At 44.3% G+C, this 14,538-nt stretch carries 14 protein-coding genes; 8 read left to right on the top strand and 6 right to left on the bottom strand.

Annotated features, from left to right (window positions below; genetic code table 11):
• Window positions 1-334: 334 nt before the first annotated feature.
• The 5 genes from ychF to lolB form a co-directional block, all read right to left on the bottom strand.
• Complete coding sequence (gene ychF, locus AB6D58_RS21180) at window positions 335-1,426, bottom strand: redox-regulated ATPase YchF (protein WP_010439159.1); 1,092 nt, start codon at window positions 1,424-1,426, stop codon at window positions 335-337.
• Window positions 1,427-1,436: 10 nt separating this feature from the next.
• Entirely contained in the window at window positions 1,437-2,027 is a 591-nt protein-coding gene (gene pth / locus AB6D58_RS21175; RefSeq protein ID WP_004739815.1) for an aminoacyl-tRNA hydrolase, read from the bottom strand.
• 223 nt (window positions 2,028-2,250) lie between these two features.
• Complete coding sequence (locus AB6D58_RS21170; protein ID WP_004739814.1) at window positions 2,251-3,195, bottom strand: ribose-phosphate pyrophosphokinase; 945 nt, start codon at window positions 3,193-3,195, stop codon at window positions 2,251-2,253.
• Between the two features lie 27 nt (window positions 3,196-3,222).
• Window positions 3,223-4,098 carry a 4-(cytidine 5'-diphospho)-2-C-methyl-D-erythritol kinase gene (gene ispE, locus AB6D58_RS21165; protein WP_170962373.1) on the bottom strand — a complete coding sequence of 292 codons (876 nt, stop codon included), beginning with the start codon at window positions 4,096-4,098 and terminating at the stop codon, window positions 3,223-3,225.
• Window positions 4,095-4,742, bottom strand: coding sequence for a lipoprotein insertase outer membrane protein LolB (gene lolB, locus AB6D58_RS21160; RefSeq protein WP_136974807.1), 648 nt, complete (start codon window positions 4,740-4,742; stop codon window positions 4,095-4,097). The genes ispE and lolB overlap by 4 nt, the downstream gene beginning before the upstream one ends.
• A 160-nt stretch (window positions 4,743-4,902) precedes the next feature.
• Between lolB and hemA the strand changes: the two genes are divergently transcribed.
• The 8 genes from hemA (at window position 4,903) to ybaK (ending at window position 13,146) form a co-directional block, all read left to right on the top strand.
• A complete protein-coding gene (gene hemA, locus AB6D58_RS21155) occupies window positions 4,903-6,162 on the top strand; it encodes a glutamyl-tRNA reductase (RefSeq protein WP_076678155.1) in 1,260 nt (419 codons plus the stop codon).
• Window positions 6,163-6,190: 28 nt separating this feature from the next.
• Window positions 6,191-7,279 carry a peptide chain release factor 1 gene (gene prfA, locus AB6D58_RS21150; RefSeq protein WP_017062313.1) on the top strand — a complete coding sequence of 363 codons (1,089 nt, stop codon included), beginning with the start codon at window positions 6,191-6,193 and terminating at the stop codon, window positions 7,277-7,279.
• Window positions 7,280-7,284: 5 nt separating this feature from the next.
• The gene (gene prmC / locus AB6D58_RS21145; RefSeq protein ID WP_017062314.1) at window positions 7,285-8,145 is read left to right on the top strand and encodes a peptide chain release factor N(5)-glutamine methyltransferase; all 861 of its coding nucleotides are present in this window, start codon (window positions 7,285-7,287) and stop codon (window positions 8,143-8,145) included.
• A 194-nt stretch (window positions 8,146-8,339) separates the two neighbouring features.
• Window positions 8,340-8,723, top strand: a complete 384-nt coding sequence (locus AB6D58_RS21140) for a SirB2 family protein (protein ID WP_009848726.1) — start codon at window positions 8,340-8,342, stop codon at window positions 8,721-8,723.
• A gap of 27 nt (window positions 8,724-8,750) precedes the next feature.
• Complete coding sequence (locus tag AB6D58_RS21135) at window positions 8,751-9,560, top strand: SirB1 family protein (protein ID WP_017064164.1); 810 nt, start codon at window positions 8,751-8,753, stop codon at window positions 9,558-9,560.
• A 22-nt stretch (window positions 9,561-9,582) separates the two neighbouring features.
• A complete protein-coding gene (kdsA, locus tag AB6D58_RS21130; protein ID WP_017069619.1) occupies window positions 9,583-10,437 on the top strand; it encodes a 3-deoxy-8-phosphooctulonate synthase in 855 nt (284 codons plus the stop codon).
• A 455-nt stretch (window positions 10,438-10,892) separates the two neighbouring features.
• Window positions 10,893-12,554, top strand: a complete 1,662-nt coding sequence (ushA, locus tag AB6D58_RS21125; RefSeq protein ID WP_017064163.1) for a bifunctional UDP-sugar hydrolase/5'-nucleotidase UshA — start codon at window positions 10,893-10,895, stop codon at window positions 12,552-12,554.
• A 118-nt stretch (window positions 12,555-12,672) separates the two neighbouring features.
• The gene (gene ybaK, locus AB6D58_RS21120; protein WP_017069618.1) at window positions 12,673-13,146 is read left to right on the top strand and encodes a Cys-tRNA(Pro) deacylase; all 474 of its coding nucleotides are present in this window, start codon (window positions 12,673-12,675) and stop codon (window positions 13,144-13,146) included.
• A gap of 106 nt (window positions 13,147-13,252) precedes the next feature.
• Here ybaK and rluF read toward each other — a convergent pair whose 3' ends face one another.
• Complete coding sequence (gene rluF / locus AB6D58_RS21115; protein ID WP_372158373.1) at window positions 13,253-14,386, bottom strand: 23S rRNA pseudouridine(2604) synthase RluF; 1,134 nt, start codon at window positions 14,384-14,386, stop codon at window positions 13,253-13,255.
• Window positions 14,387-14,538 lie beyond the last annotated feature (152 nt).

Here is a 14,538-nt window from a genome sequence, read left to right as displayed (position 1 = left end):
CCTGCGACCCCATCATTATGAGTGATGTGCTCTAACCAACTGAGCTAAGTAGCCATTTCCATATTGTTGCTCATTTCGAAACGTTGCCGCTTCGCTGTGAACGGGGCGCATTATGCGGAGTTGAGTGAAACCCGTCAACTTTTTTTTTGAATAAATCGCGAATAAACATCTGTTCGGTTTCTTTTTAGGCAAAGAGGCGTATTTGTCGACAAAAAACAGGTCTAAAAGGCGATATATATAGGAAGTTAAGTTTCTGGTGAGAGACAATTTAGAAAGGGGAAAAACAAAAAGGCCAGTGAATTCACTGGCCTTTTTTCTAGATGTTTAATCAGAATTATACATTGAAGCGGAAGTGAACAACGTCACCATCTTTAACGATGTATTCTTTACCTTCAAGGCGCCATTTACCTGCGTCTTTCGCACCGCTCTCACCGTTAAATTCGATGAAGTGATCGAATCCAACAACTTCAGCACGGATGAAACCTTTCTCGAAGTCTGTGTGGATCTTACCCGCTGCTTGTGGCGCAGTTGCACCTACAGGGATTGTCCAAGCACGAACTTCTTTAACACCAGCTGTGAAGTAAGTCTGAAGAGTCAGTAGTTCGTAACCAGAGCGGATCACTCGGTTAAGACCTGGTTCTTCGATACCCATATCCGCAAGGAACTCTTCGCGATCTTCGTCATCAAGCTCAGAAAGCTCTGATTCGATTGCTGCACAAACAGCAACAACAACGTTGTTTTCGTTTTCTGCGTATTCACGAACAGCGTCTAGGTATGGGTTATTTTCAAAACCATCTTCTGCAACGTTTGCGATGTACATTGTTGGCTTAAGCGTTAGGAAGTTTAGGTAGCCGATTGCTGCCGCTTCTTCTTTGCCAAGTTCAACAGTACGTGCCATACCACCTTCAGTTAGAACTGGAAGTAGCTTTTCTAGTACAGTGATTTCGAATTTAGCGTCTTTGTCGCCGCCTTTCGCTTTCTTTGCGTTACGTTGAATTGCACGCTCACAGCTGTCTAAGTCAGCCAGTGCAAGTTCTAGGTTGATCACTTCGATATCTTCAATTGGAGATACTTTGCCAGCAACGTGAACAATGTTTTCATTTTCAAAGCAGCGTACAACGTGACCGATAGCGTCAGTTTCACGGATGTTAGCTAGGAATTTGTTACCAAGACCTTCACCTTTAGATGCGCCAGCAACTAGGCCCGCGATATCTACGAATTCCATTGTCGTTGGAAGGATCTTCTGTGGATTAACAATTTTTGCTAATGCATCTAAGCGTAGATCTGGAACCGGAACGATACCTGTGTTTGGTTCGATCGTACAAAATGGAAAGTTTGCTGCTTCGATGCCTGCTTTAGTCAGTGCGTTAAACAGAGTTGACTTACCAACGTTTGGTAGACCAACGATGCCACATTTAAAACCCATGATATAAACCTTATTCTGCTTTGAACGTATGTAAGCGATTTTGTGCTTTTGGTAGGCCATCTTTTAATAAGATGTCTAGGCTGCGAACCGATTCGTCAACGACGGCCTCGATACACTCTTGCTCTTTTTGAGGAGCTTTGCCTAATACATAACCTGCAACTTTATCTTTGTGTCCTGGATGGCCGATGCCTAATCTAAGACGATAGAATTCTTTATTGTTACCCTGCTTGCTGATGATGTCTTTCAGACCATTATGTCCGCCATGACCACCACCTTTTTTAAACTTTCCAATACCAGGAGGCAGATCTAACTCATCGTGAGCGACCATGATCTCTTCTGGTTTAATTTGGTAGAACTTTGCTAAGGCTGCAACTGCTTTGCCTGACAAGTTCATAAAAGTCGTTGGGATCAGCAAACGAAGATCTTCACCGTGAACCATGATACGACCCGTTAGGCCAAAGAACTTTGGTTCGTTCTTTAGTGTCACGTTATGTACACGCGCTAATTCTTCAACTACCCAAGCGCCCGCGTTGTGGCGAGTTTTGGCGTATTCTGGACCTGGATTAGCCAGTCCAACGAGAAGTTTTATTTGTTGGCTCAAGGTATGGATCTCTCTTGGGATTTCAAAAAGCGCCGTATGATATCACAGTTTATGAAAAAGGTGCGAGCTAGCTGATAGCTGCGCGATTATTCCTGTTTGTGATAACTAGCAGTGCAATATTACTCAGACATAAAAAAAGCACTTCATTGACTGAAGTGCTTAATATCTTTCTCTCGCGTGTTTCTAAAACCAAGCTTTTGTAAAAAAAGCTATTGGGCTTTGATTAGTTGAACATCGCTGAGATTGATTCTTCGTTGCTGATACGACGAATCGCTTCAGCAAGCATGCGAGAAAGGCTAAGTGTTGTCACTTTACCCGTCGCAGCCATCTCTGGAGATAGAGAGATAGAATCCGTTACGATAACTTGGTCTAGAACAGAGTTCTTGATGTTGTTCGCAGCAGTACCAGAGAAAACAGCGTGAGTTGCGTAAGCGAATACACGCTTAGCACCGCGCTCTTTAAGCGCTTCAGCTGCTTTACATAGTGTGCCACCCGTATCGATCATGTCATCAACGATAACACAGTCACGACCTTCAACATCACCGATTAGGTTCATTACTTCAGAAACGTTAGCACGTGGACGACGCTTATCAACGATAGCGATGTCAACATCACCTAGCGCTTTAGCCGTTGCACGAGCACGTACAACACCACCAAGGTCTGGAGAAACCACTACTGGGTTTTCTAGGCCACGGTTAGCCATGTCTTCTAGAAGAACTGGAGTGCCGAAGATGTTATCAACAGGTACATCGAAGAAGCCTTGGATTTGCTCTGCGTGTAGGTCGATAGTAAGAACGCGGTCAACGCCAACGTTAGAAAGGAAGTCTGCAACAACTTTTGCAGTAATTGGCACACGAGCAGAACGTACACGACGATCTTGACGAGCATAACCGAAGTAAGGGATTACAGCAGTAATACGGCCAGCAGAAGCACGGCGCATTGCGTCAATCATTACCACCAATTCCATAAGGTTGTCATTGGTTGGTGCACAAGTTGATTGAATCAGGAATACATCGCTACCACGAACGTTTTCATTGATTTGAACAGCGACTTCGCCATCAGAAAAACGGTCTACAGTAGCATCGCCAAGAGAGATGTATAGACGATCAGCAATACGTTGGGCTAGTTCAGGTGTTGCGTTACCAGCAAATAGCTTCATATCAGGCACGGTGGAAACCTCGGGTTGCGTCCAGTTTTAAATAGATTGTGGGTGGGCTGATTGGTATTCAGCCAGAGTTTCTTTTAAAGGAGAAATGTTTCTTCCTTTCGCTACGAAAGCGGAAACTGTGTCAGGCAGTTGTTCTCGCACCAATTCGGCTTCTTTTTTGCTGTTAAATTCAGCAAAAACGCACGAACCTGTACCAGTCAATCTCGACGGCGCGTATTGTAGCAGCCATGAAAGTTGCTTATCAACCTCTGGGTACAGCATTCGCACAATTTTTTCGCAATCGTTTACGTATTCTTGCTCTAGAAGCGTTGCTAGCGCTCGCTTTGGCGTATTTCGAGTTAATTCTGAATGTTTGAATATGTCTGCAGTTGCTATGCTCACTTGAGGTTTGGCGACTAGATACCATTTTTCATCCGGATTAGCTGGTGACAATTGTTCTCCAACCCCTTCAGCAAAGGCGGCGTGGCCTCGAACGAAGACAGGAACGTCAGCACCAAGCTTCAAACCGATCTCGGCGAGTTGATCGTCTGACAGGTTGAGTTGCCATAAATAATTCAGAGCGACCAACACGGTTGCTGCATTTGAAGAGCCTCCGCCAATACCGCCACCCATAGGCAGTACTTTCTTGAGTTCAATATCGGCACCGAAACAGGTTGAGGTATATTGCTGTAGCGCAGTAGCGGCTTTCCAGATCAGGTTGTCTTCAAGTGCTACCCCAGGGATTTCTGGTGTGATTGTTATCGAGCTAGTTTCTGAGTTTGCGGTAACCGTCAGTTCATCACCAAAATCGACAAACTGAAATAAAGTTTGAAGTTCGTGATAGCCATTGTCACGTCGACCAGTGATATAGAGAAATAAATTCAGTTTAGCCGGAGAAGGCCAATGGGTTGGCGTTGTTATCATCTTTTCAGTGTCCACTTCGAAACTACAATGTTGATTTTGTTATTGTCTTGCTTGAATGACAATCGAGTAGGGAGTGGGATTATCTCTACCTTAGTGTTGTCTTCACCCGATAGTTGCTTATTCGGCATCTCTGTATTGCGATAGTTAGCAAAACTCAGTGTCCATAATTGGTTGCTGACTTGTTTGGTGAGAGATTCAAGCGTGTTGGTGGTGTTCAATTGGTAGCTATCGGCTTGATCTGGAATGCCAAGGAACCATTGTGGTAAATGGTCAATGGGAATCTGTAATCCAGTAAGTTGCTCTACCAATACGGATGCACTTGCGTGAGTGAACACCTGATCATCATAAGTGACTACCTTGGCACCCGAACTGTCAATTGTGAGGTTCAAGGCGGTTTGACCAAGGAAAGTAGTGAGCCTCAATTGACTCTGATTTGGGGAATGTTTCCAAATGAAATTTAGGCTTTGGCGTTGCTCTGGAGAAATGTAAGCGAGCTTGCCTGAGGCTTGATAGTTTTCTATCTGTAAAAGCCGATCTTGGTGACTTTGCCACTCGACGCTGGTCGGTTGTTCTGGGATAGACGAGCAACCCACCATAATTATGGTTATAAAAATAAGAGACGTGATTTTACGAAGCTTGCTCATATTTGCTCACAACTTGTTCAAATTTATCTAAAAAACGTCTCAACTATAGCATTGAATTCACGAAGTCAGGAAAACAAATCCCGCTTGCTCTTTAAATAGAGCCATGCATCAAGTAAAATTCGCCCCTTGTTTCCATTCCCTGATCGAGAACTTCTGATACATGTCTTTGCTTGCCGTAGGTATCAATCACAATACAGCGTCGGTTGAATTGCGAGAAAAAGTCGCTTTTGGTCCAGATAAATTATCTGAGGCACTCAAGCAACTTAACGCAAATGCACACGTAAATGGAAGTGTCATACTTTCTACCTGTAATCGAACTGAAGTGTATTGTGACGTCAAAGGCGTGGCAAAAAACAAGCTCATCGATTGGTTGTCAGTTTTCCATCAAGTTAGCCCTGAAGAGCTAAAACCCAGCATTTATATCCATGAAGAGCAGGCTGCGATTAAACATTTAATGCGCGTAGCTTGTGGTTTGGACTCCTTGGTATTGGGTGAGCCGCAGATCTTAGGTCAGGTGAAGCAAGCTTATACGGACTCGCGAGAGAACAAATCTGTTGATGCTTCAATGGAAAAACTATTCCAGAAATCATTTTCTGTTGCGAAGCGTGTTCGAACTGAAACTGAAATCGGCGGAAGCGCGGTTTCTGTAGCTTACGCAGCCTGTACCTTAGCCAAGCATATTTTTGAATCCATCGCAGATTCAACCGTGTTACTGGTTGGTGCGGGTGAAACCATTGAGCTGGTGGCTAAGCACCTTTCGGCGAATGGCTGTACAAAAATGATTGTGGCGAACCGAACTCGAGAACGTGCTCTAGGGCTAGCAGAAGAATTTGGTGCTGAAGTGATCAGCTTGAATGAGATCCCTGATCATCTTCATCGAGCGGACATCGTAATTAGCTCAACCGCAAGTCCATTGCCTATTATCGGTAAGGGTATGGTTGAGACTGCTCTAAAAACAAGAAAGCATCAGCCGATGTTATTGGTTGATATTGCCGTTCCACGTGATGTGGAATCGCAGGTTGGTGATCTAAATGATGCCTACCTTTATTCGGTTGATGATTTGCAGTCGATTGTTGATGGCAATATCGAACAACGTAAAGTTGAAGCGATTCAAGCTGAAGCGATCGTCAGTGAAGAAAGTGCCGCGTTCATGAGTTGGATGCGCTCTTTACAAGCGGTAGACAGTATTCGAGATTACCGTAAATCGGCTAACGAAATCCGCGAAGAATTATTAAGTAAAAGTTTACAATCGCTTGCCGCTGGCGGTGACCCTGAAAAAGTTTTACTCGAGCTCAGCAATAAGCTCACAAACAAATTGATCCATGCTCCAACGCGCGCACTTCAAAGTGCAGCTGAGCAAGGAGAACCTGCAAAATTAATGGTCATTAGACAGAGTTTGGGCTTAGAAAACCCTCAATAATATTAGACCTCCAACAAGATAAGACATTATGAAAGCCTCGATTCTAGTAAAGCTTGAAACACTTGTTGAACGCTATGAAGAAGTTCAACATCTACTTGGTGATCCAGATGTAATCGGGAATCAAGACAAATTCCGTGCACTTTCGAAAGAATACTCTCAACTTGAAGAAGTGACAGCTTGCTTCCAGTCATACCAGCAAGCGAAAGAAGATCTAGAAGCTGCTGAAGAGATGGCAAACGAAGACGACGCAGAAATGCGTGAAATGGCTCAAGATGAAATCAAAGATGCGAAAGCAGCAATTGAGCGTCTGACTGATGAGCTACAGATTCTTCTTATTCCAAAAGATCCAAACGATGAGCGTAACTGTTTCCTAGAAATCCGCGCAGGTGCGGGTGGTGATGAAGCAGGTATCTTCGCGGGCAACCTGTTCCGTATGTACTCTAAGTTTGCTGAGAAGAAAGGTTGGCGTGTTGAAATCATGAGCAGCAATGCTTCTGAGCAAGGCGGCTACAAAGAGATGATCGCTAAGGTTAGTGGCGACGCTGTTTACGGCACCATGAAGTTTGAGTCAGGCGGTCACCGTGTACAACGTGTACCTGAAACCGAATCTCAAGGCCGTGTTCACACGTCAGCATGTACGGTTGCGGTTATGCCTGAGATCCCAGAAGCGGATCTTCCAGAAATCAAAGCGGGCGACCTTAAAATTGATACTTTCCGTGCATCAGGCGCGGGTGGTCAGCACGTTAACACCACGGATTCAGCAATCCGTATTACTCACTTACCAACGGGTACAGTAGTAGAGTGTCAGGACGAGCGTTCTCAGCATAAAAACAAAGCGAAAGCGATGGCTGTTCTTGCTGCTCGTATTGTTCAAGCAGAAGAAGAGCGCCGCGCGGCAGCGGTTTCTGATACACGTCGTAACCTACTAGGTTCGGGTGACCGTAGTGACCGTATTCGTACGTACAACTACCCACAAGGCCGTGTTTCGGATCACCGTATCAACCTTACAATTTACCGTCTTAACGAAGTACTTGAAGGTGACATGCAAAGCTTGCTTGATCCTGTACTTCAAGAGCACCAAGCCGATCAGCTTGCTGCACTTGCAGAGAACAACTAACCAGTATGCAGTCAGCATATACGGTTGAAAGTGCTTTAAAAGCAGCAATCGTAAAGCTTCAAGAGGGTGATAACACATCACCCTCTATTGATGCCGCGGTACTGCTTTGTCACGCCTTAGATAAACCAAGATCTTACCTACTGACTTGGCCTGAGAAGCATCTCACCTCTGAGCAAGAGTCTGAATTCAATGCCCTTCTAAAACGTCGCTTAACCGGTGAGCCTGTGGCTTACATTATCGGTGAGCGTGAGTTTTGGTCACTGCCGTTAAAAGTTTCCCCTTCTACATTAATCCCACGCCCAGATACCGAGCGTTTGGTTGAAGTAGCGTTGGATAAAACCTTTGGCAAGCAAGGCGCGATTCTCGATTTAGGGACAGGTACAGGTGCTATCGCGTTAGCATTGGCGTCTGAGATGCCGAATCGACAGGTGACGGGTATTGATCTTCGCCCTGAAGCGCAGCAGCTTGCGACAGAGAATGCACAGCGTCTCAACATCACCAATGCGACTTTTTTGCATGGTAGTTGGTTTGAGCCTTTGAGCTCTGAAGGCGTTGTGAAATTCTCTCTGATTGTTTCTAACCCGCCATACATTGAGAAGAATGATCCTCATTTGTCTCAAGGCGATGTGCGTTTTGAGCCGATCACAGCACTGGTTGCTGAAGAGAAAGGGCTTGCAGATATTCGATACATTTCTGAAAACGCACGTGGCTTTTTGGAAAATGAAGGTTGGTTAGCATTTGAACACGGCTATGACCAAGGTTTAGCAGTTCGTGAGATTATGCAGGCGCTCGGTTATCTCGATGTTGTCACAGAGAAAGATTACGGTGGTAATGACCGAGTGACATTGGGTCGTTACTGTTCATAGTTAGTGATTGTTAATCGTCTTGTGAGCAATGGATGATGAACTTGCTAAATTGATACCTTTAACTCGACAATACATTTAACCCGATAATGCCTTTAACGCAGAAATACAGAGATTTTATGCAGAACTACAGAGCATTAACGGGTATTGTGAGGCTCGTGTTAACGAAAGCACATATAAAAATATAAAGGAATACCATGTACGAAGGTCTAAAACATTTTCACCTATTAACGATTGCTATAAGTGCGCTACTTCTCTCGATTCGTTTCGCTCTTATGATGGCTAACTCACCTAAGCTTAAGCATCCTTTCTTGCAGCGTTTCCCTCATATCAATGACTCGTTGCTATTGCTATCGGGTATTGGTTTGATTTTCATCACTGGCTTTATTCCATTTACACCAGCAGCACCATGGTTAACCGAAAAACTAACTTGTGTTATGGCTTACATCGCATTAGGTTTCTTTGCGCTTAAGCTAGGTAAAAACAAGCTACTGAGAGTATTCTCTTTCTTTGGTGCGCTTGGCTGGTTAGCGATGGCAGGCAAAATCGCAATGACCAAGACACCAACATTTTTCGGTTAATTATCTCCTTATTTCGGTTAACTATCTATGTACGAATTTTTTGATGAAGACTTTGACCAGCTAGAATTAGCTGAAGGTGCATTGATCTTAAATAAAGCGATTAACCCAGAAACTCAAGACAGTTGGGCAGAGCAAGAGCTGGCGAGATTGTTAAAAGACGCCGAGTTTGCTTTGGTTAATGAAACCGATGAACAGCAGAAGTTTGAATCTTTTATTCGACTATTCTTTTATGAATGGGGTTTTGCTGGCGATAAAGATGCGTATTTCTCTTCGGAAAACGCGTTCATCGATAAAGTGCTTGAGAGAAAGAAAGGCATTCCAGTGAGTCTGGGGGCGATCTTTCTTTTTCTAGGTCGCAAGCTAGGCTTTCCTGTAGAGGGCGTCTCTTTCCCGACTCAATTCTTACTTAAAGTAAGTTGGTACGGGCAAGCTGCAGCCTATATTAACCCTTATAACGGTGAGTATGTTGGCGAACAAACGCTGCGAGCATGGTTAATTGGCCATGATGGCCCATTAGCTAAGGTGAAACCTGAGCACCTAGAAGTCGCCGACCACCCAACGATTATTGGTAAGTGGTTAGCCCTGCTCAAGAGTGCACTGCTGCGAGAAGAGCGTTATACACTTGCATTGAAGTGTACTGACCTTGCTTTGACGTTTGTACCTGATGACCCATATGAAATCCGTGACCGCGGTTTTATCTATCAGCAGCTAGACTGTCACCAAGTAGCCGCAACCGATTATCAATACTTTATCGACCAATGCCCAGATGACCCGGCATCTGAGTTACTGAAATCTCAAGTGAACGTCATGAACGAAAAGACAGTGGTCGTTCACTAATTAATAATTATTTAGAGAGAATATGATGGAACAGAAAACAGTTCATATTGGCGATATGCCAATTGCTAACGACAAGCCATTTACGCTATTTGCAGGCATGAACGTTCTTGAATCTCGCGATCTTGCTATGCAGATCTGTGAGCACTATGTAAAAGTAACCGAGAAGCTGGGCATCCCTTACGTATTTAAGGCGTCTTTTGATAAAGCGAACCGCAGCTCAGTTCATTCATACCGTGGTCCAGGAATGGAAGAAGGTCTCAAAATCTTCCAAGAGCTGAAAGATACTTTCGGCGTGAAGATCATTACTGATATCCACACAGAAGCTCAAGCTCAGCCTGTTGCGGATGTGGTTGATGTAATCCAACTACCTGCATTCCTAGCTCGTCAAACTGATCTTGTTGAAGCAATGGCTAAGACTGGCGCAGTAATCAACGTGAAGAAGCCTCAGTTCATGAGCCCGAATCAAGTTGGCAACATCGTTGATAAGTTCGCTGAGTGCGGTAATGACAACATCATCCTTTGTGAGCGTGGCGCTTGCATGGGTTACGATAACCTTGTTGTGGATATGCTTGGCTTTGGCGTAATGAAGAAGTCTTCAAACGGTAGCCCAATCATCTTCGACGTGACGCACTCTCTACAAATGCGTGACCCATCAGGTGCTGCATCTGGCGGTCGTCGTGAGCAAACGGTTGAACTTGCTAAAGCGGGTCTTGCTACGGGTATTGCGGGTCTGTTCATTGAAGCTCACCCAAACCCAGACCAAGCTCGTTGTGATGGCCCATCTGCGCTACCTCTAGACAAACTAGAGCCGTTCTTGAAGCAGATGAAAGCACTTGATGACCTTATCAAAGGCTTTGAGCATATTGATATTAAATAATTGAGATGGATGTGAAGTAACGGAAACGTTATTTAACAAAGTTGATCTAAGAAAGCCCAGTTCTCTGAATTGGGCTTTTTTTTTATCTCGTAAAATCAGCCGAACATAAACCGTTCATTTAAAGAGTTGTTAACGTGGCGGGTTATTACCTAAGAAACTCTTATATGAGTGTGAGGTCAGTCCTGTTTGCAGTAAATTACTGATATTCATCACACTTTGTAAGTAAACGATTGCTTGTGATGCAGGGGAAGTTTGAGTGTAATCTCATAATTTTGTTACACTTAACTGTTGACCTATGCGTGACCAATTCGACATAAATATGAAATCGTCGTGTTACATCTAGAATGTTAATTTAAGATTAGTCATGTTGAAGTCTTATTGTTCGAACTCCAGGAAAGGGGTCGCAATAGATTATAAAAAGCAGTGGATTCCCTAAAAAGTTCAAAGGTATGACAATGAAGCAACGCCTTATTCTAAAGACAGCACTAAGTGCTGCAATTCTAGCTACTCTAGCTGGGTGTGCGTCTCAATCAGCTCATGATTGGAACCAAGACGAAACTTACAAGCTAACGATTCTTCACACAAACGATAACCATGGTCGTTTCTGGCAGAATAAATATGGCGAATACGGCATGTCTGCACGTAAAACGCTAGTTGACCAACTTCGTTCAGAAGTTGAAGCAGAAGGCGGTAGCGTGTTGCTTCTATCTGGCGGTGACATCAACACGGGTGTTCCAGAGTCAGACCTTCAGGACGCAGAACCTGATTTTAAAGGTATGAACAAAATTGGTTACGATGCCATGGCATTGGGTAACCACGAGTTTGATAACTCTTTAGACGTATTACAAAAGCAGATCGACTGGGCTAACTTCCCAATGCTATCTGCAAACATCTACGATAAAGCGACAGGTGAACGTAAGTTCCAAGCTTACGAGATGTTCGAAAAGCAAGGCATCAAGATTGCGGTTATTGGTTTAACAACTGAAGATACTCAAAAGATTGGTAACCCTGAATTTATCGCAGGCATCGACTTCCGTGATCCTAAAGAAGAAGCGAAGAAGCTAATCGCTGAACTTAAAGAAACAGAAAAACCTGATCTAATCTTTGCTGTGACTCATATGGGTCACTATGAGAACGGTCAACGTGGTGTTAATGCTCCGGGTGACGTCGCACTTGCTCGTTACCTAAACGAAGGCGATCTAGACATGATCGTTGGTGGTCACTCTCAAGAGCCTGTATGTATGGAAGGCCCTAACGTTGCGAAGAAAAACTTCAAGCCGGGTGATGAGTGTAAGCCTGACGTACAGAACGGTACTTACATCGTTCAAGCTCACGAGTGGGGCAAGTACGTAGGTCGTGCTGATTACGAATTCCGTAATGGCGAGCTAGAGATGGTGAGCTACGACCTGATTCCAGTTAACCTTAAGAAGAAAGTTAAGATCGACGGTAAGAAGCAACGTGTTCTTATTCAAGATGAAATCGCACAAGACCCAGAGCTACTTGAATTCCTACGTCCTTTCCAAGAGCAAGGTCAGGCACAGCTAGAAGTTCAAATCGCTGAGACAAATGGCAAGCTTGAAGGCGATCGTAACGTCGTTCGTTTCCAACAGACCAACCTAGGTCGTTTGATTGCGACTTCTCACATGGAGCGTGCAAAAGCAGACTTCGCTGTGATGAACTCTGGTGGCGTTCGTGACTCAATTGAAGCCGGTAATGTTACTTACAAAGATGTACTGAAGGTACAGCCTTTTGCAAACATCCTGACTTACACAGACATGACGGGTAAAGAAGTTCTGGATTACCTAAATGTAGTAGCGACTAAACCAATCGATTCTGGTGCTTACGCTCAGTTTGCTGGTATCTCTATGACAGTAGCGAACGGTGAAGTATCGAATGTATTCATCGGTGGCAAACAGCTTCGTCTAGACGAAACTTACCGTTTCACAGTACCAAGCTTTAACGCTGCTGGTGGTGACGGTTACCCTAAACTGTCTGATCACCCAGGTTACGTAAATACTGGTTTTGTTGATGCTGAAGTACTGAAAGAGTACCTAGAAGCAAACAGCCCGGTTGACGTGAACAAGTACGCGCCTTCAGGCCAAATGGTTTACAAGTAATTGAATCCAAGCAATTGTATCAATAGGTGCTAAATTAGATTGACTCTAGCACCATGATAAATTTAACTAAAGCGACGCCTCGGCGTCGCTTTTTGTTTATCTATCGTTTGGATTTGTTATGACCCCAGCAATCAATCTCGCCAAGAAAAAGAAAATCGCTCATAGCGTGCATCAGTACCATCATGATGCCAATAATACGAACTATGGTTTAGAAGCCGTTGAAGCGCTTGGTCAAGATCCCAAACGTGTATTCAAAACGCTGTTGTTCTGCTTGAATGGTGTGGCGAAAGATTTGGCGGTTGCGGTTATTCCTGTCGACCAGAAGCTAAATCTAAAGCTTGCCGCTAAAGCAGCGAAAGGCAAAAAAGCAGAGATGGCCGATCCTGAGATTGCTCAGAAAACCACGGGCTATGTTGTTGGTGGCATTAGTCCGCTTGGACAGAAGAAAGCACTGCCTACCTTCGTTCATTCCAGTGCGACAGATTTTGAAACGATATGTGTGAGTGCAGGTAAGCGTGGGCTAGAGATTGAATTAGACCCAAAAGACTTAACACTGCTGACTCGCGGCCAGTTTGCTGATTTATGTTTATAGATTGTCGTCGTCATGATGATAAAACTATCGAATGACCAACAAAAACGCCCGCTAGACTAATCTAGCGGGCGTTTTTATATCGAGAGTCTCGTCTTACTGATTCAGACTACTTCTTCAGACCTAAAGTACCACCAACACGCTTTGGTGCAGGTTTGTTCGGTCTGTTTGAATCTTGGCTGCGGTTTGCCGGCTTCCCGCTTCTACGATCGGTATTATCGCGATCTGTGCGATTGCGATCCGAACGATTTCTATCTGAATTAGAACGCTCTGAACGAGAGTTCGATTTCCAGTTCTCGGTATTACCACCGCTTTCACCATTCGATGAATTGCGGCCACGTTTCGAGTTAGGCGCATGACGGAATTCATCCGCATTATTACCGCGATAGGTGCGAGTACGGTTCTCGTTTTGATTACGACGCGCTGTGGAAGTTTGGTTTTCTTCACGGCTATCAAAAAGTTTTGCGTCTGTCGCCTTGCGAATGCGTTGACCTTTCGCGTTCATTTTTGATGCATCTTCAGTACTTACAGAGCCTTCACACATCGCTAAAATTTCAGTGATCTCTTCGTCGCTCAGGTAGCGCCATTTCCCGTTAGGAATACCGTCTAATGAGATGTTCATAATACGAACACGGCGCAGCTTAAATACTTCATAACCGAGCGCTTCACACATACGGCGAATTTGGCGGTTAAGGCCTTGTGTTAGCGTAATTCGGAATGAGAACTTAGTCTCTTTCTCTACTTTACATGGCAAAGTGACTGTATCGAGAATGTGAACGCCAGCGCCCATTTGCTTCAAGAACTCAGTCGTAATCGGCTTATCTACACGCACCACGTATTCTTTCTCGTGGTTGTTACCTGCACGTAGGATTTTGTTTACGATGTCGCCATCGTTGGTCAAGAAGATAAGACCATCAGAAGGCTTATCTAGACGACCAATAGGGAAAATACGTTTGTGGTGGCCGATAAAGTCGACGATGTTGCCAGGAATATCACGTTCAGTAGTACAGGTGATGCCTGTTGGTTTATTAAGAGCAATGTAGATCGGCTTCTCTTTTGAGCGAACAGGTTTATTGTCGATCTCAACATCATCACCGGGCAAGACTTTGGTACCCATTTCAGGGATCTTACCGTTAATAGTAACTCGGCCTGCATCAATGAGTTTGTCGGCTTCGCGGCGTGAGCAAAAACCAGTTTCACTGATGTATTTATTAAGGCGTTTAGCTTGGGATTCTTGTGACATGATATTCTCTTAGCGTTTCACAACGGAAATATAGATAAACAAAAAGCAACCTTTGGATAGTTGCTTTGAGTTGGGATTCGTTAACTGAGGACAATTTTAGCACTTGGTGTGAGTCTAGGCACGAAATATCGATCTTGATGCAATTCGCTATC

It is taken from the genome of Vibrio sp. 10N.239.312.D08 (assembly GCF_041466145.1).
Taxonomy (GTDB): Bacteria; Pseudomonadota; Gammaproteobacteria; order Enterobacterales; family Vibrionaceae; genus Vibrio; species Vibrio crassostreae_C.
This window is presented reverse-complemented; position numbering and strand designations above follow the sequence as displayed.